The sequence below is a fragment of the Streptomyces sp. NBC_00239 genome (genome assembly GCF_036194065.1).
GTDB lineage: Bacteria > Actinomycetota > Actinomycetes > Streptomycetales > Streptomycetaceae > Streptomyces.
Genome location: NZ_CP108095.1, coordinates 8,061,071 through 8,086,616, shown reverse-complemented (window position 1 = coordinate 8,086,616; position 25,546 = coordinate 8,061,071). Strand labels below are relative to the sequence as shown.

General features: G+C 71.5%; 20 protein-coding genes. 8 read left to right on the top strand and 12 right to left on the bottom strand.

Annotation, left to right across the window (positions count from 1 at the left end; all coding sequences use genetic code 11):
• Positions 1-42: 42 nt before the first annotated feature.
• The 3 genes from OG764_RS35700 to OG764_RS35690 all read left to right on the top strand — a co-directional run bounded on the left by OG764_RS35700 (position 43) and on the right by OG764_RS35690 (position 6,519).
• Positions 43-1,290, top strand: a complete 1,248-nt coding sequence (locus tag OG764_RS35700; protein WP_328972495.1) for a putative peptide maturation dehydrogenase — start codon at positions 43-45, stop codon at positions 1,288-1,290.
• A 106-nt stretch (positions 1,291-1,396) separates the two neighbouring features.
• Entirely contained in the window at positions 1,397-1,867 is a 471-nt protein-coding gene (locus OG764_RS35695) for an effector-associated constant component EACC1 (protein WP_328972494.1), read from the top strand.
• A complete protein-coding gene (locus OG764_RS35690; RefSeq protein ID WP_328972493.1) occupies positions 1,864-6,519 on the top strand; it encodes a caspase, EACC1-associated type in 4,656 nt (1,551 codons plus the stop codon). The genes OG764_RS35695 and OG764_RS35690 overlap by 4 nt, the downstream gene beginning before the upstream one ends.
• Positions 6,520-6,657: 138 nt before the next feature.
• On the opposite strand, the gene OG764_RS35685 is transcribed toward OG764_RS35690, so the two are convergent.
• The 8 genes from OG764_RS35685 to OG764_RS35650 form a co-directional block, all read right to left on the bottom strand.
• On the bottom strand, positions 6,658-7,557 hold the full coding sequence (locus OG764_RS35685; RefSeq protein ID WP_328972492.1) for a GNAT family N-acetyltransferase: 900 nt from the start codon (positions 7,555-7,557) through the stop codon (positions 6,658-6,660).
• 232 nt (positions 7,558-7,789) lie between these two features.
• The gene (locus OG764_RS35680) at positions 7,790-9,064 is read right to left on the bottom strand and encodes an MFS transporter (RefSeq protein WP_328972491.1); all 1,275 of its coding nucleotides are present in this window, start codon (positions 9,062-9,064) and stop codon (positions 7,790-7,792) included.
• Complete coding sequence (locus OG764_RS35675; RefSeq protein ID WP_328972490.1) at positions 9,061-9,600, bottom strand: ArsR/SmtB family transcription factor; 540 nt, start codon at positions 9,598-9,600, stop codon at positions 9,061-9,063. The genes OG764_RS35680 and OG764_RS35675 overlap by 4 nt, the downstream gene beginning before the upstream one ends.
• 170 nt (positions 9,601-9,770) lie before the next feature.
• Complete coding sequence (locus OG764_RS35670; protein WP_328972489.1) at positions 9,771-13,940, bottom strand: endonuclease/exonuclease/phosphatase family protein; 4,170 nt, start codon at positions 13,938-13,940, stop codon at positions 9,771-9,773.
• A 21-nt stretch (positions 13,941-13,961) separates the two neighbouring features.
• The gene (locus tag OG764_RS35665) at positions 13,962-14,645 is read right to left on the bottom strand and encodes a C39 family peptidase (protein WP_328972488.1); all 684 of its coding nucleotides are present in this window, start codon (positions 14,643-14,645) and stop codon (positions 13,962-13,964) included.
• Positions 14,642-15,388, bottom strand: coding sequence for a M15 family metallopeptidase (locus tag OG764_RS35660; RefSeq protein ID WP_328972487.1), 747 nt, complete (start codon positions 15,386-15,388; stop codon positions 14,642-14,644). Before OG764_RS35660 ends, OG764_RS35665 begins: the two co-directional genes overlap by 4 nt.
• A gap of 54 nt (positions 15,389-15,442) precedes the next feature.
• Positions 15,443-15,916 (bottom strand): hypothetical protein, encoded by a 474-nt coding sequence (locus tag OG764_RS35655; RefSeq protein WP_328972486.1) that lies wholly within the window; start codon positions 15,914-15,916, stop codon positions 15,443-15,445.
• Positions 15,823-16,260 (bottom strand): hypothetical protein, encoded by a 438-nt coding sequence (locus OG764_RS35650; RefSeq protein WP_328972485.1) that lies wholly within the window; start codon positions 16,258-16,260, stop codon positions 15,823-15,825. The genes OG764_RS35655 and OG764_RS35650 overlap by 94 nt, the downstream gene beginning before the upstream one ends.
• Here OG764_RS35650 and OG764_RS35645 point away from each other — a divergent pair.
• Positions 16,252-16,734 (top strand): winged helix-turn-helix transcriptional regulator, encoded by a 483-nt coding sequence (locus OG764_RS35645; protein ID WP_328972484.1) that lies wholly within the window; start codon positions 16,252-16,254, stop codon positions 16,732-16,734. The two genes, OG764_RS35650 and OG764_RS35645, sit on opposite strands and share 9 nt — an antisense overlap.
• Before the next feature lie 251 nt (positions 16,735-16,985).
• On the opposite strand, the gene OG764_RS41820 is transcribed toward OG764_RS35645, so the two are convergent.
• Positions 16,986-18,539, bottom strand: coding sequence for a carbohydrate binding domain-containing protein (locus OG764_RS41820; RefSeq protein ID WP_443056269.1), 1,554 nt, complete (start codon positions 18,537-18,539; stop codon positions 16,986-16,988).
• An 809-nt stretch (positions 18,540-19,348) separates the two neighbouring features.
• Here OG764_RS41820 and OG764_RS35630 point away from each other — a divergent pair.
• Positions 19,349-20,038, top strand: coding sequence for a class III lanthionine synthetase LanKC N-terminal domain-containing protein (locus tag OG764_RS35630; protein WP_443056267.1), 690 nt, complete (start codon positions 19,349-19,351; stop codon positions 20,036-20,038).
• Between the two features lie 115 nt (positions 20,039-20,153).
• On the opposite strand, the gene OG764_RS35625 is transcribed toward OG764_RS35630, so the two are convergent.
• Positions 20,154-20,645, bottom strand: a complete 492-nt coding sequence (locus OG764_RS35625; RefSeq protein WP_328972482.1) for a DUF1772 domain-containing protein — start codon at positions 20,643-20,645, stop codon at positions 20,154-20,156.
• A gap of 110 nt (positions 20,646-20,755) precedes the next feature.
• Entirely contained in the window at positions 20,756-21,721 is a 966-nt protein-coding gene (locus OG764_RS35620; RefSeq protein ID WP_328972481.1) for an SDR family NAD(P)-dependent oxidoreductase, read from the bottom strand.
• A 131-nt stretch (positions 21,722-21,852) separates the two neighbouring features.
• Here OG764_RS35620 and OG764_RS35615 point away from each other — a divergent pair, with 131 nt between their 5' ends.
• The 3 genes from OG764_RS35615 to OG764_RS35605 all read left to right on the top strand — a co-directional run bounded on the left by OG764_RS35615 (position 21,853) and on the right by OG764_RS35605 (position 24,457).
• A complete protein-coding gene (locus OG764_RS35615) occupies positions 21,853-23,046 on the top strand; it encodes a sensor histidine kinase (RefSeq protein ID WP_328972480.1) in 1,194 nt (397 codons plus the stop codon).
• Positions 23,043-23,696, top strand: a complete 654-nt coding sequence (locus tag OG764_RS35610; RefSeq protein WP_328972479.1) for a response regulator transcription factor — start codon at positions 23,043-23,045, stop codon at positions 23,694-23,696. The genes OG764_RS35615 and OG764_RS35610 overlap by 4 nt, the downstream gene beginning before the upstream one ends.
• Positions 23,697-23,881: 185 nt before the next feature.
• Complete coding sequence (locus tag OG764_RS35605) at positions 23,882-24,457, top strand: 3'-5' exonuclease (protein ID WP_328972478.1); 576 nt, start codon at positions 23,882-23,884, stop codon at positions 24,455-24,457.
• Positions 24,458-24,481: 24 nt separating this feature from the next.
• On the opposite strand, the gene OG764_RS35600 is transcribed toward OG764_RS35605, so the two are convergent.
• A complete protein-coding gene (locus tag OG764_RS35600) occupies positions 24,482-25,474 on the bottom strand; it encodes an ArsR/SmtB family transcription factor (protein WP_328972477.1) in 993 nt (330 codons plus the stop codon).
• Between the last annotated feature and the right edge of the window lie 72 nt (positions 25,475-25,546).

Genomic DNA, 25,546 nt, shown 5'->3' with positions numbered 1-25,546 from the left:
GGATCCGCCATCCGCCATCCGCCATCCGCCGAACGGATCCCGATGCGTATTCGCCGTTGTGCAGTGCTGTTTCTGGAGCCTCGCGAGGACGTGGACTTCGACATGGACTCGCTGCTGACCGGCGGTGCCGGCCTGAGCCGGAGCCGGCGCTGGCTGGCCTTGGCCGCGCATCTCGATGCGGAGGTCGAAGTCGACGCGCCGCAGCGCGAGTTGCTCGGCCGGCTGAGCCCCGGTGAATGGCTTGAGACCGACGCACTGGACGCCGATGAATCAGCCCTGGTGGCCGAACTGATCGACAGCGGCCTGGTGATCGCCGACGACGAAGGCCATGTCGCTCATCGTGAACGCGACGACGTACTGCGCGCCGGTCATTGGTGGCCGCCCGCAGCGATGATGCACCGGCTCGCGCGGTGGGAGGGCCTGGACAGCGTCAGCAGCATGGAAGCCAACGAGATGACCACCGCCGCCGAGCTGCGGCGCAAGCTCGGCCCGCCGCCCGCGCACGTACTCGCGCGCAGGGACGCATCGGACCGGGTGTTGTTGCCGCGCATCGACGGCAACGAGTTCGATGCGATGCTGGCGCGGCGTGCGACCTGCCGCAACTTCGACGGCGAGCGGGCGTTGCCGCTGGCGTTGTGCGCGCACATGCTGCAGCGCGTGTTCGCCGCACAGTCGCAGGTGCGCGTCGACGACGACACCGTGTTCCTGAAGAAGCACACGCCTTCCGGAGGCGGTCTGCATCCGACCGAGGCCTACCTGATCGTGCAGAACGTCGACGGTCTCGCGCCCGGGCTGTACCACTACCACGCGGTCGATCACGCTCTGGAGGGCCTGCCCGCCCCGGACGAACCGCTGGAGAAGTTCGCGCGCCGCGCCCTGGCCGGTCAGCACTGGTTCTCCAACGCACCCGTGCTGGCGGTCCTGGCGCCGCGTTACGCGCGCAGCTTCTGGAAGTACCGTCAGCACGCCAAGGCCTACCGCGCTCTGGTACTCGACAGCGGGCACCTGTCCCAGACGCTGTACCTGAGTGCGACCGAACTCGGCCTCGGCGCCTTCGTGACCTCGGCGATCAACGAGATCGACATCGAGCACGGCTTCGGCCTGGACCCGCTGGCCGAAGGCCCGCTGGCGGTCTGCGGCTTCGGCTGGCGCGCGCACACCATGACCACCAGCGAATTCGATCCGGCCGAGGAGGTCTGGCTGCGAACGGCGGACGCGGCCGAAGAGGATCCGGTCAGGAACTCCTCCACCGTCGAGGTGTTCGTCGCTCCTCCGCCCACGTTCCGGTGAGCGTGGCGCGTGGTGTGGCCGAAGCCGGGAAACGACTGGGCGAGCGGGCCGCTGTCAGTACAGTGAGGGGCAGTTGGTTCCTCGGACGACTCACGGCGGGAGAACGATGCAGATCGCCATCACGGCGCTGGACGACGGCGGCCGGGTCGGCACGGACGACCTCAGGGGATGGTTGGGCCGCCAGCGCGAGTTGCGCGGACGTGTGAAGCGGGGCTCGGGGCAGACGCCGGCCCCCGGCACCATGGGCACGGCCACCGAGTTCGTCACCGTGCTCCTGGAACCGGGAGGCGTCGTCGCCGTGCTGGCCGCGGCGGTGGTCACCTGGGTGCAGAACCGCAGCGGCAGTCAGACCGTGACCATCACCCGGCCGGACGGCACCGAGATCACCGTGACCTCGGACCGCGTCAAGGGCCTCACCGCCCAGGAGACGGGTGACCTCGCCCGGCAGATCGCGGGAGACCTCGAAGAGCGGGCCCGGCGCGGCGAAGCCGAATCCGGCATTGAGCCGGCTCCCGGGCCGGATGCCGCACCGGGCACCGGATCAGCCGACCCCGAGGTCGACGGCCGCCGTCCGTGACCGAGCCGCGCCGGACCGGCGACCTCGCGGGCCCCGGTGCGCGCGCCGTGGTCGTCGGTACGGCCGCGCACTCCACCGGCTCCGGACTCCCGGGGCTCCCCAGCGTCGAAGCCACCGTCCGGGACCTCGCCCACGCCCTCCACCAGATCTGCGGCATGGATCCCTCGCGGATCGAACTGCTCCTCGACCCCGCCGACGGCGCCACCGTCGTCGAGGCCGTCGAGCAGGCCGTCGAAGAGGCCCGCGGCCTGGTGCTGTTCGCCTTCGTCGGGCATGGCCTCCTCGGCCCGCAGGACCAGCTCTACCTCGCCACCGCGACCAGCTCCGCGAACGGCATCGCGCGCTCGATCCCGTACCAGGTCATCAGGGACACGCTCAGCAACAGCGGCGCCCGCGTCGTCGTCCTCCTCGACTGCTGCTTCTCCGGCATGGCGCAACCCGCCTCCCGGGGATCCTTCCGCGACCCGTACGTCACCGCCCGCCCCGACGGCAGCTTCCTGCTGACCTCCGCCTCGCTCTACGAGGTCTCCTTCGCCCCGGAGGGCGACCGGCACACCCTCTTCACCGGGAAACTCCTCGGCCTGCTGCACCGCGGCGACCCGTCCGCGCCGGCCTGGCTGACCCTGGACGGCGTGTACGCCCACCTCGACCGCCAGTTGCAGGACGGACCGGTACGCCCCCACCGGCAGAGCGAGGACCGGGCGGGCGAGCTCGTCGTCGCCGCCAACCGGGCCTACCCCGCCCCCTGCGCGCCCAGCACCGAGCTCGCGCACCCGGCCGACGGCACGGCCTGCCCGTATCCCGGTATGGAACCGTTCCGCGCCGAAGACCACGAGCGGTTCTTCGGCCGCGAGGAACTCGTAGACGGCCTGCTCGCCGAACTGACGCGCCCCACCGGCCCGCCGGACGGCGCGGACCGCACGCCGGTCGTACTCGTGGGCGCCTCGGGCGTCGGCAAATCCTCGATCCTGCGGGCCGGGTTGCTCGCCGGCCTCGAACGCCGCTACGAGTCCGACCCCGACATACCCTGGCCCGCCCTACTGCTTGCGTCCCCCGGACCACACCCCGTGCGAGCCCTCGCCGACCTGTGGGCCCGCGCCTCCGGCACTCCGCGTGAGGAGGTCGAGCGGCAACTGCACGAAGGCCGGCTCCCCGACGACGGGACCTGCCGGGTGCTGGTCGTGGACCAGTTCGAGGAGATCTTCACCAACTGTCGCAGCGCAGAGGAGCGCACCCGGTTCATCCGCGCCCTCTGCCACACCGCGAACACCGGCGCGGGCGCCGGCAGCGGCCCCCGCGTCGTCCTGGGCCTGCGCGCCGACCACTACGGCAACTGTCTCGAACACCCCGAACTCCGCCCCGCCCTCCAGCGGCAGTGGAACGTCTGGCCCATGGACAACGACGCCCTGCGCGCCGCGATCGAGCACCCCGCACACGACGCCGGTCTCCGGCTGGAGACCGCACTCGTCGACGTACTCCTCAAGGACACCCGCGAGGGCGGCGGCCGCGACCACGGCTCGGCGCTGCCGTTCCTGGCCCACGCCCTGCGCGAAACCTGGGTACGCCGCAGCGGCGCGACCCTCACCCTCGCCGGGTACGCCGCGACCGGCGGGATCTGGGAATCCGTGGCCCGTACGGCCGAGGACATCTACGAGGGATTCGACGGGCCGGGCCGCGAGGCCGTCCGCGAGCTGCTCCTCACCATGGTGATGCTCGCCGGCAGCGGCGAGGAGGCGGTCCGCCGCCGGATCGGCCTCGACGAACTGCTGGCGGATCGGCCACAAGCACGCCGGGACACGATCGTCGGGGTCCGCGACCGGCTCGCCCGGGCGCGGCTGATCACCGTGGGCCGGACGGAGGCCCAGATCTCCCACGAAGCGCTCCTGCGCGCATGGCCCAGACTCCGGCGCTGGATCGAGGAGGACCGGGCCGGGCTGGTGACCCGCCAGCAGCTGACCGACGCCGCGGACGCCTGGCACCGGGCCGGGCGCTCCTCCGAATACTGCTACCGCGGTACGCGACTGGTGGCGGCCGCCGACTGGCTGGGCGAGCAGCGCCACGCACGGCTCGTACGCCCCCTCGACCACGAGTTCGTGACCGCCAGCCAGGAACTCGACCGCGCCGAACACGCCCGCGAGCGGCGCCAGTTGGAGGAGGAGAAGCGCCGCACCCGCGAGCTCCGGGAGGTGCTGGGACGGGAGCGGGACCAGGCCCGCAGGCTCCACCAGGCTTCGGTACGGCAGCGGGCCCAGGCACGCCGCCTGAAACAGCTGCTCGGCGCCGTCGGCGCGGTCCTGTGCCTGGCCCTCGTCGCCGCGGGAGTGGCGCTCCAGCAGCGCTCGCACGCCCGTGCCAACGGCGAACAGGCCCAGAACCGCCAGCTCCAGGCGGCCGCCCGCGCCGGCATAGGCGCCGACCCGAGAGCCGCGCTGCTGCTCGCCGTGGCCGCGTACCGCAAGGACCCGTCACCGCAGAGCCGGGCCACGCTGACGGACGTACTGAGCGGAGCACAGTACGCGGGCTCCCTCGACGCGTCGGGCTGGGTCGACAACCTGTCCTACAGCGAGGACGGCCGCACCCTGGCCGTCGGCAGGGGCGACGGGGCCGTCGGCCTGTGGGACGCGTCGCGCTCCGGCGAGCCGCGCAAGCTCGCCGAGGTCGTGGCCAAGGAGACGAGCTTCTTCGGAAAGCCCGCGGTCTGGATCGGCGGCGACGGTACCTCGCTGCTCCTCACCGGAGCGGACACCGACAGGTCCGTGGGCAGGTTCTCGCTCGCCGACCGCGGCCACCCGCGGCCCCAGGGCAGGATGGCGCTGCCGCTGCAGGGGTTCGTGGAGCAGGCGGAGTTCAGCCCCGACGGCCGGATGCTGCTGACGACCACCAGCACGGTGACCAGGCTCTGGTCGGTGGAGCCGGGGCGGGGGGCCGTCCGCGCCCGCGGCTCGCTTCCGCAGCGCAAGAGCAACGTCCAGGCAGCCGCTTTCGGCCCGGGCGGGGCCGTCCTCGTCCTGGGCTGGCAGGACGGCACGGTGGAGGTGTGGGACGTCGAGGAGCCCGACCGCCCGCGCCGTCTCGGCACCCTGAACGGCACCGGCGGCCCACCGCGCTCCATGGCCGTCAGCCGTGACGGCGCCACCCTCGCCGTCGCGTCCGGCGACGCCCAGGTCCGCCTGTGGGACATCTCCCGTACCGCCGGCTGCCGCCCGGCCACCGCGGCCGACTGCCGCCCCAGCGCCGTCATCAGCGGCCACGGCGGCCCGGTGGAGGCGGTGGCGCTCAGCAAGGACGGCCGCCGGCTGGCGCTGGGAAGCACCGACCACTCGGCGAGCGTGTGGGACATCTCCGGGTACCGACCGGTCCGTTCGGCCGTTCTGACCGGTCATGCCACGACCGTGTCGGCCCTCGCCTTCTCACCCGACGGCCGTACGCTCGCCAGCGGCGACCACGACGGCGCCGTGCGCTTCTGGTCCCTGACGGACCGCTTGGCCCCCACCGTCGCGGCGCGCCCCGTCAGGGTGCCCACCCCGGACTTCTACCGGTGGTTCGAGTCGGTGGTCCCGTACGTCCTGGCCCCCGACGGGCGCCTGCTCGCGCTGGCCACGGGCGAGCGGGAACTGAGCCTGATCCCGCTGACGGGACGCTCGGCGGGCCGCCCGGCAGGCGTGGCCCGCCTGGACAAGGACGGATACTTCTCGAACCAGGCGCTGTGGTTCTCACAAGAAGGCACCCGCCTGGCGGTCGAAGGCCCGCGGGGCACCTTGACGATGTGGAACGTGAAGGACCCCGCGCACCCGGTACGGCAGTTCCGCCTCAAGGCTGGAGGGTCCGACAGCACGCTCGGCCTGGAGGTCGCGATCCGGGGCGACCTGATGGTGACCGGCTCAGAGGGCGAGGCCAGACTGTGGGACCTCTCCCGGCCCACGCACCCCACCCGTCTCAGCAGCATTCCGTACAAGCGGAAGACCAGCCGGGACGTCCTGTTCGCCCCGAAGAGCCGCCTCCTCGCGATCGGCGAATCGCTGTACGACGTGTCCGACCCGCGCACACCCGACCACCTGTCGGACCTGCCCGCCCCGGACAAACGCCCCTTCTACCCCAGACCGCGCGCGTTCTCCCCCGACGGCGGCAAACTCGTGGCAGCTCAGTCCGGCGACTCGGGCGGCCTGCTCTATGAGGTCTCCGACCCCGGCAGTCCCCGGTTCCTGAGCGGCCTCCCGCAGAGCAGCGGCACGGGCCCGTACTCCTTCGGCAAGGACGGCACACTGCTGACGGGCAGCGGCTCCGGCACCCGGCTGCACGTCTGGGACGTCTGGGACCCCACTGCCCCGCACTCCGTCGCCTCCTTCACCCTGGACAAGGAGGCGACCGCACTCGGCATGTCTCCCGACGGCACCGTGCTGACCACGTACAACTACCCCGGCGAGACCATCCACTGGAACATCGCCCAGCTCGCCGCAGCCCTCCGCGACCCCGTCGGCCGAGCCTGCCGGCTGGCCGTGACGAACCCGACCCTGGCCGAATGGAACACGATGGCTCCGGGCATCCCGTTCCGGCGCGTCTGCCCCACCCTCGCCCCCGCGCCCTCCCCGCCACCGGCGGACGCCTTCCCCATCATCCCCCGCATCCCGCAACCGCTCCCCGCGGGGAAGTGAGCCCGTCCCGGCTGCCCCGGGCCCGGCGCCCGGCCCGGGGCACGCTCGGGCCCGGACGACGGCCCGGACGTCGACCCGGACGGACGGCGGCCCGGAGCTGTCCTCGCACCGGACCGCTCGCCCGCGTGTTAGTCCTCGCTAGGCAGTGTGGCCGGTCGGGTGGAAGTTGATGCGTTCACTGGTGACGGGGAAGCCGGCCTTGGCGAAGTTCGCGGCCATGGGGAAGTTGCTCCGGTCCGTCGCTCCGCTGATGGACTCCGCGCCCTGCTCGACGAGGAAGTGGGTGCATTCCGCGAGGAGGTCGTAGGCGTAGCCGCGACCGCGCTGTTCGGGGACGACTCCGATGAAGCCGATGGTCGGGCCGGAGGGATTGTGGGCCGGGATGTGGATGCCGGCCAGGTCGCCCTCCGGTGTGTACGCGATCTGCCACCACTGCCGTGGGGAGGGGCACCAGTGGAAGAAGTCGAGTTCCTCCTGGGCGGCCTGGTCGAGGCCGCCCTCCTCGATGGCCCTGAGCGCGTGGGCGTCCAGGGTGACGGAGTGGATCCGGCGCAACGCGTCCAAGAACACGGTGTCGTCCGCTTCGGCGCTGAAGCGCAGGCGTCCGGGCCGCTCGGGCAGACCCCGCTCCGGAGTCCAGCGGTACAGGAAGCGTTCGACCAGAAGTTCGTACCCCGCGGCTCGTGCGGCGGCGAAGCGTGCCTCGGCGCCGGCGCGCAGTTCGGGCTGCTCCCGCCAGCCGCCGGGCAGGTTGATTTCGAGTTCGACCTGCCAGGGAGCGGAGCGCAGGAGTTCGGCCCCGGCCTGCTCCTCGCCCTCGGCCACGTCGAACCAGTTGATGTTGACGGGCTCCGAGTCGTCGGGGCCGCCCCACCACGCGCCGCGTGCGACGACTTCACCGTCGCGCAGGGCGACGCGCTTCCAGTCGGGGCGGAACGCGGTGCGCCGATGGGCTTCACGGGCACCGAGGGGGTCGGGGAGTGCGTCGAAGAGATGAGCGTCGCTCGTGGAGAGCGCGTGGATGACCGGATCGGTCATGGATTCCTCCGGGATAAAGACTGCTTGGAACGCTCCCGGTCAGACCTCACGAACCACGCCGGGGCAGCGGAAAAGGGAGCGCTGGAAAGGTGTGAACTGCACGGCACTCGCCTCCTTCCGTCCGTCTCAGGGCGTGGAGCCACACCGTACGTGATCTTCCTCGGATCCGTCCACGGATTTCCGCGGGCGCTGAAGGGCGGAGCCGGTGTGTGCGGTCCTCGCCCGGAAGGCGTCAGCGCACGCTGTCGTCGGCCGGCGCCGGGGAGGGGGCGTCGGCCGGGGCGGCGGCATGCAGCGCCGCTTCGACGCGGCGGTTGTTGGTCATGGATGCCGTGACGGCCGTCATCGTCAGGAGGAGGCCGGCGGCGGCGTAGAGCGGGGTGCGGATGTCGTAGGCGGTGGCCAGCCAGCCGCCGAGGAAGGCGCCGAACGGGGCGGCGCACATGGAGAGCATGCGGGAGGTGGAGGCGACCCGGCCCATCAGGTGGGCGGGGACGACCGCCTGTCGGAGGGAGGGGGCGAGCACCATCGTGGCGCCCACGCCCGCTCCGCAGACGGCGAGCGCGAGGCCGGCGACGTACGGGCTCGGGGCGGCGGCCAGGACCAGGATGGCGAGCCCCTCGACTGCGGCCGTGCAGGTCAGCGCGGTGCCGGTGCCGAGTCGTCGGCCGAGGAAGGAGGCGATGCCCGCGCCGAGCAGACCGCCGGTGGCCTCCGCCGTGAGGAGCAGGCCGAAACCGAAGGTGTCGATGCCGAGACGGTCGTGCGCGAAGAGGGCGAGTACGGTCTCCACGGCGACGAAGGCGATGTTCCCCACCGCCGGACGCAGCGCGAGCCCGAGCAGCAGCCGGTCCCGGAATACGTACGAGGCACCGGCCCGCGCCTGCCGCAGCAGCGAATCGCGGACCTCCGGTACGGGCCGGGGCATGGCGGGCAGCGACCGTACGAGCAGTGCGGAGAGCGCGAACGACACCGCGTCGGCGAGCAGGGGAACCGCCCGGCCGAGCGCGAGCAGGGCGCTGCCCGCGGGCGGCCCCGCGAAGCCTGACGCGGCGGTCTGGGTTCCGCGCAGGCGGGAGTTGGCGCGCTCCAGGAGTGCGGGGTCGCGGCCGAGCAGGTCCGGCAGGTAGGCCGTGGCGGCGGTGTCGAAGAAGAGTCCGCCGAGGCCGAGCAGGAAGGCGACGGCGGCGAGCAGGGGAATGCTCAGCACGTCGAGCGCGGCCGCTGCCACCGGTATGACGAGCAGTGCCGCACGCGCCGCGTCCGCGATCCACATCGTGCGCCGGCGGTCCCAGCGGTCCACCAGCGCACCGCCGAGCACTCCGAAGAGCAGCCACGGCAGTGTTCCGGCGGCGGTGACGACGGCGAGCGCCATCGGATCCCGCGTCAGCGTCAGCGCGAGCAACGGCAGTGCGGCATGCAGCACACCGTCACCGAGTGAGGACACCGTCTGCGCGGTCCACAGCCGACCGAACCCGGTAGGCAACTTCTGTATGTCCGAGGTCACTTGGCGTCCCCTTCGGTCTGCTGGCGCGATGCCGGGTGGAAGAGCGCGAAGACGAGTGACGCGTCCGGCAGCGACGGGTCCGAGAGCTCCCGGTACTCGTCCGCCAGTGCGTGCATCCGTGCCCCCAGCTCCGCGAACTGCTCGTCGGTGAGCCGCAGATGCGCCATCCGTACGTGCCGCTCGCCATCCGCCGGCGACGCCTCCAGGTCCGCCACGGCATGGCGCATCAGCACGTCCGGCCCTCCCTCGCCCGGATCCGGCAGCGCGATGGACCGCGCGGCCATCGCGTAGTACCGCTCGGTGACCCCCCGGACCTTCCGCGTCCGTACCACCTTCACCAGGCCGGCCCGCTCGAGCAGCCGCACGTGATAGCTGGAACTCCCCTTCGCGAGGCCCACTCGCTCGGCGATCTGCGTGATCGTCGCCGGCTCGAAGCGGAGCACGGCCATGATCCGGTGGCGCGTGAGGTTGGAGACGGCGCGCAGTTGCTCGTCCGTGGTGACGTGGAACGTCTCGGGAAGATCATCGGTAGGCATGTGAGTAATGGTCAACGTTTCTTGACCATTGTGCAAGGGCATTTCGCGGGGACTCCCGGAAGTTGCTGTCCGGCCCGGGTGTCCCGGACCACCCCGCCTGCTCTTCCCGGACGAGGCGCGCACGACCGAGGCCCCCCGGCGCGTGCCGGGGGGCCTCGGTGTCGGGAGGGCTAACGGGGTTGTCGGGACTCGGGGAGGAACTTCAGGAAGAGGGAATCGGTGCCGTTGCTCAGGGAGTCGTTCACGCCCAGGCCACCGGTGTAGTCGTGGTTCTCCATGTCGGCCCAGTCGAAGATGGCGGTGCCGAACTGCGTCAGGTGCGTGAACCTGCTCGCGTCACCGGCATCCGATCCGAACTGGAAGACCTTGTGCGAGCGCGAGTAGGGGTTGTAGTCCTCGTACGCTCCGCCCGCCTTCGTCTGCTTGGCCAGGGTGTTGTGGAAGAAGACGTTCTGCGGGCCGCTGGATCCGGACCACTTGACCGCCTTGTTGCCCGCGGCCCAGTAGATCGGCCACCAGGTGCCCAGGTCGCTCGCCCCGCCCTCGCCGCCGCAGTTGGCGCTGCAACTCCCCGACCTGTGCTCGAAGGGGACCCGGACGGCGTTGTTCTCGAAGAGGTTGCGGCGCTCCCAGCCGCCGTGGAGGTTGAGGTCCGAGTCGAAGTCGTTGCCGATCACGACGTTGTTGGAGGCGGACCACTGGAAGGTGAAGTGGCGCAGGTTCCGGGTCGTGTTGAAGGCGTAGAGGGAGTCCCACACGCGCGAGCCGCGGAGGTAGCCGTTGCCGCCCTTGCCCTTGTTCCAGGCGCCGTCGAACCGGTTGTGCTCGATCTGGAGGTTCTTGGCGACCTCGGTGACGATCGGATGGGAGCCCGTCATCTCGCCGTGGACTCCGCGAACCCAGGAGTCCGCGGCCCACTTGAAGACGATCCCGTGCATGGCGTACTCGGGGGCGAGGTTGCCGTAGTTGTGGGTCGGGCAGCTCGCCGCCCCGGTCGCGCAGTCCCCGCTGACCTGGTAGGTGCCCCCGCCCAGCTTGGGCATTTGGTCGAGCTGCTGGGTGAAGGCGAAGTCCTCGAACCCGACGTCCGTGATCATCCTGAGGGGGGTGACCTTGCTGGCGTAGGGCGGGGCGCCCGGGGTCAGCGGCGGCGATCCGTCGGAGACCGAGTTGACGGGTACGTCGAACTCCAGGGGCCTGTCGATGGTGACGGTGCGCTGGGCGGCGTCGACCGAGGAGATCGTGAACACCTGCTGCCGCATGTGCAGGTCTTCGAGGGGGCTCTTCGCGGTGTCGACCTGCTGGAGCTCGTAGAACTTCAGGCTGTTGGCGGCGCCGACCCACAGGTCGTTGCCCGGCCTGAACTGGGGCATGTCCGCAGTGGACTTGAGCTGGATCGTCCGGTCGCCCTGACGCGCCGCGTAGAGGGGGTCCGCCGCGGTCCCGGCGACCTCCACGCCCGATTCCCAGTGCTGGTTGATCGAGCCTTCGAAGATGTCCCGCCGGTTCTCCGGCACACCGGACATCGGGCCGCACATGCGCAGGTGCTTGGCGGACACCTCACGCGTCTGCACGCGGAACAGGCCGCGGCCCGGCCACATCCAGCCGCCCTTGCCGCGGATTCCGCCGCCGAGTCTGGCCGGGCACTCGTGGACCATGGCGTCCTGGTCCCACCGTGAGGGGGTCGGCTCGTTGCTCCCCTTGTACAGGGTGTCGTAGCGGGTCGCGGCGTCCGGCCGGAAGACGATGCGGGTGCCGCTGCCGAAGCCGGCCCCCTGCCCGCGGATGACGAGGTAGGAGGCGTCCACGCTCAGCTGCTTGCTGACGTCGACCGTGCCGCGGGGCAGTTCGATCGAGGACAGTCGGCTCCGGGAGGCCTGCGGAGTGCAGTCGGTGCGGATGTGGTCGATGGCCCGCTGGATGCCCGCCGTGTCGTCCTGCCCGTCGTCGGGCCTCACCCCGTACTGACTGGCGAGGGCCCCGGGGGTGATGCGGCAGCGAGGGTCCTGGCTGCGGGCCGAGCTGCTCGGCAGGCGTTCGCCGCCGTGGTATCCCGCGCGGCTCCAGTCGGGCAGTCCCTCGACGGGGCCGCGCCGGTTGCCCCTGGCGAGCAACTGGCTGGTGTCGTCCAGGCTGTCCGGGGGGACACCGGTCCGGCCGGTGCACCGCGAGGTGACGGGGAAGGCGTCGAGGGCTCCCACCATCTTGGTGAGGCAGGCGGCCAGCGCCTGCTGTCCGTAGTGGTTGGGATGGACGGCCTCCTGCTGGTTGCCCTGGGCCGTCCAGCCGATGTCCTTGGTCTCCTCGCTCAGGTAGGGGACCCACCGCACCCACTCGGCGCGCGCCGCGTCGAGCGGGCGGGCCGTGGTGTGGGAGGTGTCGGCCTGCTGCGCGGTCTTCGCGCACAGTTCGTGCCCGGTGAAGGCGTTCTGCAGGTCGAGGAAGGACACCTGGGCCCGCTCGGCCGCACCCGCGAGCATGGTGCTGATCCTCGGGATGACCGAGTCGTGCGCCCAGTCGCTGTCCTTGTCCAGGAACGGGCAGCCGCCCTGCCAGTAACGCCCGTACTTCTGGAACGGGTTGGAGGAGTTCTCCGGGTAGCGGTTCTCGGCGCCCTTCGGCAGCGGGTTCGGGTAGGACTGCAGCACGATGTGGTAGCTGTCGTCCTCCTGTCCGGCCGCCCGCAGGGTCGCGCGGATCGCCTCAAGGGACTTCACGACGTTCGCCCCGACCGTTCCGAGCGCGCCCGCGAAGGTCTCCTCCTGCGCGGCTATGCACCCCTTGTTGTTGAACGAGGGGTACAGGTAGGCCTTCGCGCAGTCGGCGAGGATCTCGGAGAACCGCAGGTCGTTGCCGCCGACGGACAGCACGACCAGACCGACCTCGTGCCGGGCCGCGATGTCGCGCAGTTCCTCGATCTGCGGCCGCTGGCCCTTGAACGGCTCCGACAGGACGTTCGCGGTCGTCGCTCCGGAGCACGAGATGTTGTACCGCTGGGCTCCGGTGAGACCGCCGAGTTCGACGCCCTGGATCTCGGCGGAGTCGGAGCGGTCGCACGCCGCGCCCGGCTTCTGCTCGTACGAGGTGTCACCGTAGACCCGGGCCAGGTCGTGCTTGCAGGTGCTTTCGTCCGCGTTGCACTCGACGGCGGAACGGTCCGTGCCCCAGGCCGAGCCCTCGGCACGGCTGTTGGCGTTGCCCGCCCACCGGCCGGCCTCACCGGAGATGTAGCTGTCGCCCATGGAGACCACCGCCGGGGTCATGCCGCAGGCGTCGGCGTCGCTGCCCGTGGCGGCCGCGGCGGCGCGGGAGGCCACCGGGGTGCCGGCTCTCGGGCTGTACACGGTGGGTGTGTCGCTCCAGCCCCAGCCGCACGTCGGACTGTTCGCGTGGGCGAATCTCACCGGATAGTGGTCGGACCCGCCGTTGTTCGAGCTGGTCGACACGGCGAGGTTCGCCATCGGCTGCTTGGAGAGCATGTAGTCGAGCGATGCGCCCTTCGAGTACTGCGTGGGGGAAGGGGCGCCGAACGGGTTGCCGTCCACCTTCGCGTAGTACGGGGGGAACACCGGGATGGTGGTGGTGGCCACGTTGTTGAAGTCACCCAGGGCGCGCCACGGCTGGCCCGCCATCTCGTGGTCGATGGCGGCCACGAGGGCCGCGCTGTGGGCGTTCAGCGCGTCGTCCGTGCGGATCGAGGCCGCGTGGATGTTGAAGTACCACACCCCGTCGACCTTCAGGCCGAACGCGGGACGCGAGCGGATCCACTTCTTGTTGTCGCCCTGCGGCGTGATGATCTTGATCTCGGGGTTGGTCAGGGGGGTGCGCACCCATATCGCCATGGACTTCTGCGCGTTCACCATGGCGTCGGGGTCGACGTCGCCGCCGCCGGGGCCGCCGGGCTGGCCCCATTTGTCCTTGTCGAGGATGTTGAGGTAGTAGAGCTCTCCCTGCTGTACGCCTTCCTCCCGGCCGGGCTTGCCCCAGCCGTTCTTGTACAGCTGGTACTTGAGGCTGGGGAGACCGGTCGCCGTGGTCGTCTGGTCACCGTTGTTGCTGAGGATCGACTGGCTCTGGGTGTAGTCGCCCGGCGGGGTCGTGGCCTCCTGCAGGGCCACGAGGTCGGCGTTCTTGATCAGGCTGTCCCTGACCGTGCCCCACCGGGTGCCGCCCTGCATGTTGAAGGTGATGGCGTTCAGCGTCGGCTCGGGGAGCGCGGCGTGCGCCCGGTCGGGCCTCAGGACGACGAGGGACGTGGCGAGCATCAGCAGGCACACGAGTTGCGTGACGGTGCGTGCTCTGGGCCGGATCGGCCCGGATCGAGATCTCGGGGTGGGCATGGGAGTGCGTTTCCTCTCGGTCTACGTGGATGCGGGCGACGACCGGTCGCCCGGCCCGAGCAGTACGCCGCGTTCCGCGTAGTACCGGCGCATCACCGGCCAGGGGACGGCGGCGAACTCCTGCGAAGTGCCGTGCCAGCCGGACGGGTTGTGGATCGTGACGGATTCCTCGTCCGCGCCCACCGCCAGCACCAGGTGCCCGCCGCGCTGCGGCGGTTCGGCGTCGGCGCTGCGGACGCCGGGATGCACGGAGAGCATGACGAGGCGGCCGGCCCGCAACTGCTGCGCCACCTCGCTCAGCGGGAGGTGGGGCCGGGATTCGGCATGGAGGCCGAAGCGGGCCCGGGTGTGGCGGGCGAACGGCTCGTAGATGAGCCCGTGCAGGCCGCCGTCCTTGGGGACGTACGCGCCGGCTTCCAGGTACTCCTTGCCGAGGGTGACGTTCGGGGGCGCGTCGATGCCCCAGTGGGTCAGCGCCATCCGCAGGCAGGCCATGCCGCACACCCGCCAGGACCAGAACCGGTACTCCTCGGGCGAATCGGCTCCGGAGGCACGCCAGTTCGGGTCGTCTGCCGCGTCGAGGCGGTCCGTTACGATCTCGGCGACCAGCTCGGGCGTCTCCCACTGCGCGAAGTACGGGACCTCGTGGCGGACCGGGCGGAACGGGGCGGGGGACGCGGTGGGAGGGGGTGTCGTGGAGGTCACCGGGCGACCTCGTCGACGGCGCCGTCACCGGTCGGGGGCGAGGGGTCCGGGTCGCGCAGGACCGGCCCGTAGGGGGCGCTGTCGCGGCCCGTGCTCAGGGCCCAGTAACGGTCCCCGTACGACCAGTGCCACCACTCGGTGGGGTAGTTGACGAATCCGGCCGCGGTGAGGACGCTGCCGAGCAGCTCCCGGTTGGCCCTGCTCTGCGTGTCGATGTCCTGGGCCGCCGTGTAGCAGCGCAGGCCGCTGTCCTCGGGCGAGGCGTTGACGGTCGTGCCCATGGGCAGTTCGAGGCCGTCTTCGGTGCACAGGGTCAGGTCGATGGCGGAGCCGGCCGAGTGCGGTGCGATCTCCGGGGGTGACACGTACCGGCTGGCCGCGAGGTGCAGCGCGGACTCGTCCAGGTCGGGCCGCAGGTCCCGCAGTCGGTCGCGGTAGGCGGTGAAGTAGTGCTGCTGGAGGTCGGGCGGCCGGTAGCCCTCGACGAAGAGGAAGGCCAGTCCGGCGGGGAGCATGGCGGCGGCGTGCGCGAGGCGGCGGGCCACGTCCTCCCGTACGTGCGCGTAGTGCCCGTACGGGTCGGCCTTGCGCGGGTCGACGCGCACGTACGGCCGGGTGCGCAGGTCGACGAGTACCTCGTCGGATCCGGTGACCGGGATGGCCGTCACGCGGGGGTCCGCCATCAGGATCGGCGGCCCGGCGGGGGCGGGTCGGGGCACGGGGTGGGGCGGGTGATCGGTCACGTGGTCGTCCTCGGTGATCGTCCGTGGTCGGGGCGGGGCAGTGGGGGGATCGTCTTACTCGATCATGTTCCTGACGTCCTTGACGAGTAGCGGAACGGTCATTGCGAGCAGGGACAAAGCGGCCGCGCAGACCAGGGTCAGGGGCACCCCGCACGCCGCGGCGACCGGACCGATCAGGGCGGTTCCCAGCGGCCGCAGTGCCATCGAGCCGAAGCGGTTCACGGCGTCCACGCGCGAGAGGAGTTCGCGGGGCACTTCCTTGGCGATCGCCGCCGATTCCACGGCGGTGAAGACGGCGATGGCCATGCCGGAGACGAACTCGGAGACGGCCAGGACGTACAGCGGCGCGGGCACGGCGAAGAGGAGCAGGGTGGGGCCCGCGCCCGCGAGCATGGCCACGTAGCCGGTGAACAGGGGCCGCCTCATCCGCAGTTTCAGGGACAGGGCGGTGCCGCAGAGCCCTCCCGCGCCGAGCGCGGCGACGACGAGGGCCCAGGCGGAGGCGCCTCCGAGGTGGTCCAGTGCCACGACGGGTCCGTGGAGGCCCTCAACGACAACGTCAGCGAGGAGTTCGGCACGGGGTGGTGGGCCGAGCGCAGGACGAACCAGACGCCGAGCAGCACCGCGGCGGCCAGGCCGCCGAGGGTGCCGGCGCTCGTCCATCCCCAGTCCGGAGCCTTGACCAGGCCGAACGAGAGCATCGCGATCGAGCCGGTGAGAAGGGCGGCGCCGAACAGGTCGGGCAGCGGACTCTTCTCCGCCCCGGCACGCGCGGGCGATGGCTGCACCTTGACGCCGAGCACGAACGCCGCGATCCCCGCCGGCACGTTGACGATGAACACCCAGCGCAGGGCGAGAACACGGTGCCGCACCCCGAGGTGCCCGGCCGGCCGTGCTCCGCGGCCGCCGCGCTGCAACTCGTCGGCGAACGCTGGGCCCTCCTGGCGATCCGCGAGATCTTCTACGGCAACCGGCGGTTCGACCAGATCGTCCGCAACACCGGCGCCCCCCGCGACCGTCTCGCCGCCAGACTGCGCGCACTGGAGGAAGCGGGCGTCGTCGAGCGCCACGCCTACAACGAGCGCCCCTTGCGCTTCGAATACCACCTCACGGAGGCCGGCCGTGATCTCGCACCGGTCCTGCACGCGCTGCTGGCTCGGGGCGACCGCTGGGCGGTGGACACCCCTCCGGTCGCCTTCCGCCACCACGGCGGACCCGGCTCCGAGCACGACCTCGATCCGACATCGACGTGCCGGACCTGTGGCGAGGAGCTCGCGCCGGGAAGCCTCACGATCGACGTGCGGGCACCCGGATGGGACCGGACCGGGCCGAGCGAAGGCTCCTGACCTCAGCAGCGATCCAGCTCAAGTCCGTTGGATCGACCTCGGGTTGGACGTGAAGTGCGCACCTTCCCGAGTGATCGGCTGCTTCCCGGCAGCTCGGCCGGGCTCTCGCCGCGGTGGAGCAGGTCACCATGGCGTCGTGCCGCAGGCCGGAAGCGAAGCCGTCGGACGGCCGCCCCGATTCGGGGCGGCCGCCGTGCCGTGGGTGCACCTCGTCTCAGCGTGCGGGGTGGTGCGGGGCGGTGTGCGGGCGGTCAGCGGGCCTGGAGGGACTTGACGTTGTCGCCGAAGCTCCAGCCCTTCGAGCCGTCCCAGTTGAGCGACCAGGTCATGAGGCCCTTGAGCGAGCCGCCGAAGGCGTTCCACGACTGGCCGACCAGGTTCGGTGTCATGTGGCCACCGCCCGCGCCGGGTTGGGCCGGCAGGCCGGGCACCTGCTTGTCGTAGGGCACCTTGATGGTGGTGCCCTGGATGACCAGGCCGTTGTTCAGGCAGGTGGTCTGTGCGGTGAAGCCCTGCACGGTGCCGGCCTGGTACGAGTCGCCGGAGCAGCCGTACATGCTGCCGTTGTAGTACTGCATGTTCAGCCACCACAGCCGCCCGTTGTCGGCGTACTTCTTGATGATCGGCAGGTAGGAGCCCCAGATCGATCCGTAGGTGACGCTTCCGCCCGTGACGTACGCGGTCTCGGGCGCCATGGTCAGGCCGAAGCCCGCGGGCATCTGGGCCAGCACCCCGTCGATGATGCGGATCAGGTTGGCCTGGGAGGCGGACAGGGTGTTGATGTTGCCGCTGCCGGACAGGCCGGTCTCGATGTCGATGTCGATCCCGTCGAAGTTGTACTTCTTGAGGATGGGGACGACGGTCGCCACGAAGCGGTCCGCGACGGCGCTGGAGCTCAGGTCGATTCCGGCGGTGGCGCCGCCGATCGACATGAGGATCGTCGCTCCGGCCGCCTTGGCCCGGCACATCTCGGCGGGCGTGGCGACCTTGACGCCGGTGTCCATGCCGTCCTGCCACAGGACGGTGCCGTCCGAGAGGATCACCGGGAAGGCGGCGTTGATGACGTTGTAGCCGTGCGCGGCGATCCGGCTGTCCGTGATGGGGATCCACCCCATTCCGGGGTGGACGCCGTTCGCGGCGCCGTCCCAGTTCTCCCAGTACCCCTGGAGGACCTTCCCGGAGGGCCTGGGCTTCGTGGGACAGGTCTCGCCCGGCGGCGGAGTGGTCGGAGGCTGGGTGGTCGGGGGCGTGGTGGTAGGCGGCGGGGTGGTCGGGGGCGCAGTCGTGGGCGGCGGAGTCGTGGGGGGCGGGGTCGTCGGCGGCGCGGTGGTCGGCGGGGTGGTGCCGCCGGGGCCCGTGAGCGACACGTCGTCGGCGTGGTAGGCGGGCTGGCCGTACCAGCCGTGCAGGTAGACGGTCACCGATGTGGTGCTCGGCCCGGTGGTGAAGCCGACGCTGAGCCGGCCGTACGACGGGCTGTTCGGCGTCCAGGTGGACGTGGTGCCGGTGATGCCGGTGCCGGTGGCGCCGAGGTAGACGTAGCTGCCCTGGACGTAAGCGCTCAGCGTGTACTGGGAGTTGGGCTGGACGCTGACGGTCTGGGTGCACTGGGCGTTGTCCTGGCCGGTCGGCGCGGCCTTGAGCGCGGAGCTGCCGGTGCGGACCGGGCTGCTGACGGTCGCGCCCGAGCCGTTGGAGCAGGTCCAGCCCAAGAGCCCTTTCTCGAAGCCGGGGTTGGCCACCAGCTCTGCGGCGGCGCCCTCCGTGGTGACGGCCCCGGCCGAGACGGATCCGGCGACCGCCATGCCGGTGGCGATGACGGCGACGGCGCTCAGCCCGGCGAGGGAACGTCTCAGGGCGCTCGGCGGCCGGTTCGCGGTGCGGCCGGCAAACGGCTGCGGGCCGATGTCGCCCGACGGCAGACGTGAGGTGCGTGGGGTGTGTGAGGTGCGTGGGGGGCGTGGCCTTCGATGGAACATGCGGTGCTCCCTTTTCCGCCGAACGCCATGGTCATGACAGTCACGTGGGGGCGTGGCGCCGGCTCTGGGCGAGGTGGGGACATGTGGGGCTGCCGGACCGGATCGTAGGAGCGGAGGGAGTGACGGTCAATAGGTCTGGACCAATGGTCTGAATATGTCGTGGAGTCCATCGATCGGCCGGCCGCAGGGCCCCGGGGACAGGAGCCGGACCGCGGGGACAGCCGCAGGATCGCGGGGACACGCACGGGACCGCAGGGACAGGGGCGGCCCCGGTGGCCTGAACCAAGCGATCCCCGACGACCCTTGACCTTCCGTCCGGACCCGGCGGTCTTGCACGGGGAGCGGGCGGGCGCAAGGATTGCATAGGTGGAACGCATATTCCGGGGCGCGTTCGGCCATCGGCGCCACGCATGAAAGGCCCTACGCGCCCGGCATATGCGCTCCCCGCTCCCTGCCCGGCACCGCCCTGCTGCCCTACCTTCACATCACGGGTCACCGAGCGAAACGGAACGCACATCCCGCACCGGGGATGCGCACGGGGAGGGGCATCCGCACGATTTGCACGAGATTTGCTCGAGATCCGTTCGAGATCGGTTCAAGTCAGTTCCGATAGGGCGAAGGGGGCCGCTGTGGACATGCGTCATGAGGTGCATCCGTACGTCGACGACCTGTTCGGTGATCCGCCGGTACGGTGGGCGACGCGGGGCGAGTTCTCCGCTGTCGGTGCGCCCTTGCCCGCCGGCTGGCGGGGCGCCACCCGGGGCGCGTGGGTCGACCGGAGGCCGGACGGCGTCGAACTCCCCCACCAGGGCTGGAAGATCCACGTCTCCGCCTACACGGACAATGCCGAGCACGTACTGGCGGTCGTGACCGGCTACTGCTTCTTCCACCGCGTGACGTTCACGTTCTTACGCAGTCCGGCACTGCTGGAGACGCAGAAGCCGAGGTACGCCTCGCGCGGCGCCGGCGGCACGTTCATGACGCTCTACCCGGTCGACGAGCCGGCCCTCGAACAATGCCTCGACAGCCTGGACGCGCTGCTCTCCGGTCAGCCCGGACCCCCCGTCGTCAACGACCTCCGCTGGCGCAGCGGGCCCCTCTACGTGCGCTACGGCGCCTTCCCCGAGCCCGAGCAGCACTGCCGGCCGGAGACCGACGAACCGCTCCTCGGCCCGCGCCGGACGTACGGCGCCCTCCGTCCGGACGTACGGCGCGCCGCGTTCGGGGTGCCCGACGGAGCGACCGTACCGGCCGTCCTCGCCGAGGCCCTGGCCGACCGGGACACCGCAGGCCGACGGACCGCGCGCCGACTCGATCCCTGGTGACCGGCGTCGAACGCCGCGCCGTACCCGTTCGGCGACGTCGGCCGGCCGGGGGCGCGGCGGCCGTCGTCGCCGAGGTCCGTGCGCTCGGGGTGCAGGCCCTATGGCCCGGCTCAGGTCATCGGGCCGCCGTTCTCCCCCGATCGGCCTCGGCGCCGGGTTGACGCAGGGCGAGAAGGATCAGGATCGCGAAGGCGGCGAACGCGGTGCCGGTGCGGGCCTGGTTGAAAGCCTCCCAGCGATCCAGGATCTCGGCGTGATCGACGGGCGCCGTGGTGACGGCCCACTCCTTGATCCGGCCGTTGATGGGCACGTTGCCGAACCGGGTTATCAGGAAGGACGCCAGTACCAACAGCCCCGCCCCGCCGGCCAGCCACCGCGCAGTACCGCGGGTCATGGCGGCGAGCGTTGCGGCGCTGAGTGCGGACAGCCCCATGGCGCCCTGCATGGTGATGCCGTTCATCTCCATCAGCCGGGCATGGAAGGACAGCCTCATCTCCAGCGGCACGGCGTCGAACGTGGGGACGAGGTTGGCCGCGCCGTAGCCGAACGCGCCCGCGAGGGCACCGGTGGACAGCAGGGCAAGACCCTTGACGAGTCGGACGAGCATGGAGAACACCTCTGTGGATCGGATACGTCGGCGGGTGCGGAGCGCCTGAGCCGTCCGGCCCGTCGCAGCAGCCCGCCGTGGCGAACAGCTGCCGGCTCGGCACCTCGCCCTCAGAAACCGCTCGGCTGCACCATTCTCCGGCCCGCGGTGCTGCCGCCGTCCACGGTGATCGACGCACCCGTCATATAGGGGAAGTCGTCGGACGCGAGCCCCAGCACGGCGCGCGCGATCTCCTCGGCATCGGCCATCCGTTCCAGGCCGTCGACGTTGAGCGGCCCCCACGCCCGCTTGTACTGCGTCCACCCCTCGTCCGGGATGCCCTGCGGGCGGACGAAGGGGGTGTCGGTGGTGCCGGGCAGCAGGGCGTTGATCCTGATCTCCTTGGGCCCGTACGCGAGCGCCGCGGACTTCACGATGCCCTGCACCGCCCGCTTGCTCGCGGTGTACGCGGCGCCGTTCGGCCGCGCCTGTTCGGCCGCCGACGACGAGGTGCAGATGATGACGCCGTGCTGCGCCCCGAGCATGTGCGGAATCTCGTACTTGATCGCGAGGAACACTCCCCGGGCGTTGGTGGCCTGGATGTCGTCCCACTCCTCGACGCTCATCTCATGGGGCAGCCGGCCGCCACCGATGCCGGCGTTGTTGAACGCCACGTCGATGCCCCCGTAGCGGCTCGCGACCCGGTCCACGAAGCTGCGCACTTGGGCGTCCACGCGGACATCGGCCTCGATGTACGTCGCTTCGCCACCCGCGTCCCGGATCTCCCGTTCCACCTGGCGCCCCAACTCGGCTCGTCTGCCGCAGAATCCGACGTGGGCCCCCTCCCTCGCGAATGCGTTCGCCGCCGCCCTGCCGATACCGGATGTGGCGCCGGTGATGAGCACCGACTTTCCCCGGAAGCGGTCGGCCTTGGGGCGGGGCCTCCCCTGCGCGCCTACCGCGTGGGCGGGGCCGCCGAAGGCCACGCTGCCCAGCCCCAGGGCGGTCACACCGCCGAGGAGGGACCGCCGCCCCACGGCGGAGTCCCCACCGGCGCCGGCACCCGTGTTCGTCTTCCCGTTCGCGTTGATGTCCATGACGATCACCTTCGCCGCCCGCGCCGGGCTCCCGGCTCCCTCCACGGGCCGGACGTCGCGGCCGATGGGAGGAGTCGGCCTCCTCCCATCGCAGGACCCGGGGCGTCCGGGCGTCCGCCTATCGTGGGGGCGTGAACCGACCTTGGATCGAGCGCGCGTTCGACACGAGATGCGCCGGCATACGGGTCCTGGCGCTTGCCGGCGTACTGATCGGGTACCTCCTGCTGCTGCAACGGCCGTCCGGGGCGCGGGACTGGGGCCTGGCCGCAGCGGGGCTCGTGGTGTGCCTGGCGGCGGGGAAGTGGGTGTTCGGTGCGCTTCTCGCGCAGTCGGCCCTGCTCGTGGTCGCACACGCGCTGGGCGAGAGCGCGGCCTCTTCGGTGAAGGTGCTGGCCGCCGTCACTCTCTTCGAGCTGGCGCTACAGCGGTCCGGTCGCCGCCCCGCCGCCGGAGCGGCCGCACTGGCGCTCGCCGTGGCCGTGAACCGCGCCGGGGATCTGCCCGGCGAACTCCTTCCGGTCCTCTACAAGATGGGCATCGTCGCAGGACTGCCCCTGCTCCTGGGCTCGTACGTACGCGTGACCCGCGACGCGGCACTGCACGCGCGGGAACACGCGCAGCAGCAGGAACTCCGCGCCGGACAACGGCTGCTGGCCGCCCGCGCCGCGGAACGAACCACCATCGCACGCGAGTTGCACGACCTCGTGGCCCACCACGTCTCCTCCATGGTGCTGCGCGTCGGCGTCGCCCGGCACGTCATCGCAGCCTCCACCACCACCGACCCGCGGATCACCGACGTCCTCGACGATCTGCACTCCAGTGCCGGCGCGGCGCTGGCCGATCTGCGGCGCCTGGTGGCCGTACTGCGCGCCCCGGACCGCTCCGGTCCCGACACCGGCTCCCTCGTCGCGCCGGGGGCACTCCCGGCCGCATTGGAGTCGGTGGTGGAACACAGCCGCCAGACCGGCCTGACCGTCACCGCGTGCGTCGATCCCCGTGTCACACGGCTCGACGCGGTGCGTGGCCTCGCGGTCCTCCGCCTGGCCCAGGAGGGCCTGGCCAACGCGGCCAAGCACGGCGGGCCCGGCGCACACGCCGAACTGGCCGTGCGGATGGCCGATGGCGCCGTCCACGTGACGATCCACGACGACGGCGCCGGACGGACCCGGCCACCGGCCCCCGGCCCTTCCGGACACGGCTTGATCGGCATGCGTGAACGCGTGGACCTGCTGGGCGGCCGGCTGGACGCCGGTCCTGCCGCTCAGGGATGGCGACTCACCGCCGAACTGCCCGCCCTCGCACCCGACATGGAGCCCCAGACGTGATCCGCATCCTCGTCGTCGACGACCAGCAACTGGTGCGCATGGGACTTCGCATGCTCTTCGAGCAGGCGCCGGACATCGAGATCCTGGGCGAGGCCGACAACGGCGCGGAGGCGGTGCGCCTGGCCGAACACCTCACTCCCGACGTCGTCCTCATGGACCTGAGAATGCCCGGCACGGACGGCATCACCGCCACCCGCCGCATCCTGGCCGCGCGTCCTGCCACCCGGGTCGTCGCCCTCACCACGTTCGACGACGACGACCACGTGTATCCGGTGCTCGCGGCCGGAGCCTGCGGTTTCCTCGTCAAGGACACGCCACCGGCCGAACTCCTGGAGGCCGTGCGCCGCGCCGCCGCCGGAGAAGCGACCTTCAGCCGGGACGTCCTCGGCCGCCTCGTCGCCCAGGCCCTCCACACCCGTTCCTCCTCCGACACGCCCACGGACATCCTGGTGCCGGCCGTCACACCGCGCGAGCGGGAGGTACTCGGACTGCTCGGCGTGGGCCTGTCCAACAAGGAGATCGCCGACCGACTGCACCTCGGGGTCACCACGGTGAAGACACACGTGGCCAGCCTGATGGCGAAGACGGGCCGGGACAACCGCATCCGTCTCGCCGTTCTCGCCGTCCTGTCCGGCATCACACCGGACTGACCTGCGCCTCACCGTCCGCCCCCACGGCTCACAGGGGGTCCGCGCGGCCACCCGCCACGCCGGCAGGACAGCGGCCTGCTCCCCGGCCCTGGCGTACCGGAAGCGGTCCGGAACGATTGCCCCGCGGAATTCAGATCGCGGAATTCAGATGATCGGAAGCGCGCCCGCTCCTATCCTCACTTGTCATGAACGGGGATGAGGACGCACACCTGCTGAACGTGGTCGATGTCGAAGCGACCTGCTGGGAGGGCATGCCACCGGCCGGAGAAGTCAGCGAGATCATCGAGGTCGGGCTCACTGTGGTCGACCTGCGCGCCGGACGGCGCCTCGCCAAGCACCGGATGCTGGTACGGCCGGCCCGCTCGCGCGTGAGCCCGTTCTGCACGGAACTGACCGGCCTGACGCAGGCCGACGTCGACCGAGGCATGTCCTTCGCCGAAGCGTGCCGGACGCTCGCGGCCGAGCACCGCGCCGGCCTGCTGCCCTGGGCCAGCTGGGGCGACTACGACCGCAACCAGTTCACCCGCCAGTGCCGGCAGGCGGGCACGCAGTACCCCTTCGGACGGCGTCACACCAACGCCAAGGTCGCGTTCACCGCCTCCTACGGACTGCGCCGGCGCCCCGGCATGGCCCAGGCCCTGCGTGTGGCCGGACTCCCACTGGAGGGCCGCCACCACCGCGGTGACGACGACGCGTGGAACATCGCCGCGCTGGTACTGGACCTGGCCGGACGCGGAGACTGGCCCGGCCACGAGGAATGAACGCGGGCCGTACCCAAGCAGTCTTCACCCTGCCCGGGTCACGGCGGACGGGCCGCGGACGGGTGGGGCGCCGCCAAGGAGGCGGGAGCCACGCACCAGTGCGGTGCCCAGTGACGTGACGTTGTGGTGGACGCAGCCGCCCTGACGACGGGTGGTGATCAGACCGGCCGCGCGCAGGACGCCGGCGTGCTGGCTCGCGGCGGCGGGCGTGACCCCGAGCCGGCGGCCGAGCTCGGTGGTGGACAGGCTGCCCGTCTCGATCGCCTGGAGTGCAGCGGCGCGCGTACGGCCCAGCAGCGACGGCAGGGCCGCACCGGCGGCCTCCTTCTCACCCCACACCGTCGTCCGGAACGAGAGCGGATCGAGCGACACCGGGAACTTCACCTGGAGCGGCGCGCACTTCGGCGCCCGGGGAACGTGGACCTGGACGGTGGGCCACAGGAAGAAGGACGGGGCCAGGAGCAGGCCTTGGCCCTCCAGGCGGATGTCGACGCAGTCGGGGTGGGCGATTTCCAGGACGGGTGCGCACCACCGCACGGAACGGTGCAGCGTCCCCAGCAGCGCCTCGACGCCCTGCTCCGCCATGACCCTGCGGCGGATGGCGATCTCGGCGTGCTGAACGGCCGAAATCCTCGGCCAGTAGGGCGCGATGGCGATGCGGTGGTAGGCGCGGAACGCAGCGCCCAAGCGGTCGAGAGCCGTCCGGTCGACCGCGGTGTCCTCCTGTCCGTCGGACAGGAGGGCGAGTGCCTCGTCGAGGCTCCGCGTGCCGCGCAGTGTCGTGAGGAGGTCGGGGCGCTCGCCGGGCCTGCTGCCGGGCGGCACGAGGTCCAGGAGTGGCCCCATCGTGCCGAAGGAGAACCGGGACCGGACGAGCGATCGCCAAGGCTCGAAGGCGGCCTGCTGGTCGCGTCGTTGGAGTGTGCGGATGCTGTCGACGGTCTCCGCGAACGGTTCCGGGGCGTGGGCGATCCGCGCGCGTGCCAGATCGTCGGCCGTCAGGTGGACCCGTATCACTGTGATCCGCGCCGGGTGGGAGCCATGGCACCTCGGTTCCGATGAGTGGTGTCCGGCCCGCCCGCCCGGGGT

Coding starts and splice junctions, on each gene's coding strand:
- OG764_RS35630 (WP_443056267.1), top strand. CDS start 19,349: ATGCGTCATGAGGTGCATCCGTACGTCGACGACCTGTTCGGTGATCCG.
- OG764_RS35685 (WP_328972492.1), bottom strand. CDS start 7,557: ATGACCGATCCGGTCATCCACGCGCTCTCCACGAGCGACGCTCATCTC.
- OG764_RS35675 (WP_328972490.1), bottom strand. CDS start 9,600: ATGCCTACCGATGATCTTCCCGAGACGTTCCACGTCACCACGGACGAG.
- OG764_RS35620 (WP_328972481.1), bottom strand. CDS start 21,721: ATGGACATCAACGCGAACGGGAAGACGAACACGGGTGCCGGCGCCGGT.
- OG764_RS35605 (WP_328972478.1), top strand. CDS start 23,882: ATGAACGGGGATGAGGACGCACACCTGCTGAACGTGGTCGATGTCGAA.
- OG764_RS41820 (WP_443056269.1), bottom strand. CDS start 18,539: ATGGCGGTCGCCGGATCCGTCTCGGCCGGGGCCGTCACCACGGAGGGC.
- OG764_RS35695 (WP_328972494.1), top strand. CDS start 1,397: ATGCAGATCGCCATCACGGCGCTGGACGACGGCGGCCGGGTCGGCACG.
- OG764_RS35625 (WP_328972482.1), bottom strand. CDS start 20,645: ATGCTCGTCCGACTCGTCAAGGGTCTTGCCCTGCTGTCCACCGGTGCC.
- OG764_RS35700 (WP_328972495.1), top strand. CDS start 43: ATGCGTATTCGCCGTTGTGCAGTGCTGTTTCTGGAGCCTCGCGAGGAC.
- OG764_RS35670 (WP_328972489.1), bottom strand. CDS start 13,940: ATGCCCACCCCGAGATCTCGATCCGGGCCGATCCGGCCCAGAGCACGC.